The organism is Candidatus Accumulibacter vicinus (assembly GCF_000584955.1).
Classification (GTDB): domain Bacteria; phylum Pseudomonadota; class Gammaproteobacteria; order Burkholderiales; family Rhodocyclaceae; genus Accumulibacter; species Accumulibacter vicinus.
Map to the genome: position 1 here is coordinate 51,040 of NZ_JDSS02000011.1, position 1,583 is coordinate 52,622.

The following is a 1,583-nucleotide window of genomic DNA, read 5'->3' on the forward strand; positions in this document are numbered from 1 at the left end:
CAGTTGGGCGCACTGCGCTTCGGCGTCGGGGAGGTCAATGGCTGGCATCGGTTTGACGGTCATCAGAGTCATCCTGAAAGTCGCGTCGGCGACTCGGGAATCTCCCCTGGGTGTGGGAGATGGGAAGGGAGAAGGGGGAAGAAATCGTTCATCAGTGTCTGGTTCTGGTGTTCACGACGAGTGTCCGTGGCCCGCCTCAGCCATGCCGTCAAAATAGCCCTGCAGAATCATCTGGGCAGCCACGGCGTCGAGATGCCGTTTTGCCCTGCGGGTATCGTGCCCGGCGGCATGCAGGCATTCCTGCGCAGCACATGAGGAAAGCCGTTCCTCGGCATAATCTACGCGCAGTCCGAAGCGGCCACGCAACTGATTGGCGAAGCGAGTACAGCGAGCGGTCATGGCGTGTGGCGTGCCGTCGAGTGCGAGCGGCCGGCCAACGACCAGACTGGCCGGCTGCCATTCCCGGATCAGGGTGGCGATGGCGGCAAATCGCTCGGCGTTGGCCTCGCTGCGCAGGGTGGTCAAGGGATGCGCCTGCAACAGTTGCCATTCGCCAACGGCAACACCGATACGTTTTTCGCCGAAGTCGAAAGCAAGTACTGTGCCCGTGGTGAATGGTTCAGGCATGGCCAGCGGCATCGGCGAGGTTGGCGAGATTGACGCCAAGCAGCTCGAGTGCCGACGCGAGTCTTTCCTCGTAGGGCGATTTAAAAAGGATGTCGAGCTTGGCGCGCACGGTCAACCAGGCGTTCTGTGCCAACTCGTGTTCAAGCTGGCCGGCAGCCCAACCAGCGTAGCCCAGCGTTACCAGCACATCCACCGGCTGGCCGCTACAGGCGACGGCCTGCAGGATGTCGCGTGAGCTGGTGAGACCAATGTGCTCGTTGATCACCAGCGTGGACTGCCATTTCCCGACCGGCCGATGCAGGACAAAGCCACGGTCGGTCTGTACCGGCCCACCGAAGAAAACCGGCAACTGGGCGAAGCCTTCGGCCTGCAGGGGAATGTCGATTCTGTCGAGAAGTGTTCCCAGACTCATGTCGATCGGCCGATTGACGATCACGCCAAGCGCACCGCGATTGTTGTGTTCGGCGATATAGACCAGGGTCTTGGAGAAGAAAGAGTCCATCAGCGCCGGCATGGCAATGAGAAAATGATCGGTGAGATTGATGCTGTGCATGGCCCTATTCTAATCGGCCGCGGCGCCTGACACAAAGGTAATGCCAGAACTTCGCGCCGACAGTGCCGAATTTGATCGCCGGCATCCCATGCTCGACACGGTCGATCAAAGCTCATGCAATGCACCAACCACCAACCATCGACCGTGTCGGTATGATTCAGCGAGTGATTACCAGTTGGTTTCGCGTTCGGGGGTTGCGGTGATCCTGTGGATGGATAGATCGGCGCCGTTGTACTCCTGTTCCTGATCGAGGCGCAGGCCGACGGTGGCTTTCAGCAGGCCATACACCAGACAGCTACCGGCCAGCGCAATGGCGATCGCCAGACCGGTCATCAGCAGTTGCGGCATGAAGGCGACGCCGCCGACGCCGCCGAGTGCCTGGCTGCCGAAGATGCCGGCAGCC

At 60.8% G+C, this 1,583-nt stretch carries 2 protein-coding genes and 1 pseudogene; all 3 read right to left on the reverse strand.

The window, feature by feature from the left end:
- Nucleotides 1-171: 171 nt before the first annotated feature.
- Nucleotides 172-627 (reverse strand): Holliday junction resolvase RuvX, encoded by a 456-nt coding sequence (gene ruvX / locus CAPSK01_RS03045; RefSeq protein WP_034922462.1) that lies wholly within the window; start codon nt 625-627, stop codon nt 172-174.
- On the reverse strand, nt 620-1,180 hold the full coding sequence (locus CAPSK01_RS03050; protein WP_034922329.1) for a YqgE/AlgH family protein: 561 nt from the start codon (nt 1,178-1,180) through the stop codon (nt 620-622). Before CAPSK01_RS03050 ends, ruvX begins: the two co-directional genes overlap by 8 nt.
- Nucleotides 1,181-1,348: 168 nt before the next feature.
- Nucleotides 1,349-1,583 (reverse strand): annotated as a pseudogene (locus CAPSK01_RS03055) (ammonium transporter); the annotation flags it as partial.

Excerpts from the sequence above, each read along its gene's own strand:
- ruvX (WP_034922462.1), bottom strand. The coding sequence starts at position 627 with ATGCCTGAACCATTCACCACGGGCACAGTACTTGCTTTCGACTTCGGC.
- CAPSK01_RS03050 (WP_034922329.1), bottom strand. The coding sequence starts at position 1,180 with ATGCACAGCATCAATCTCACCGATCATTTTCTCATTGCCATGCCGGCG.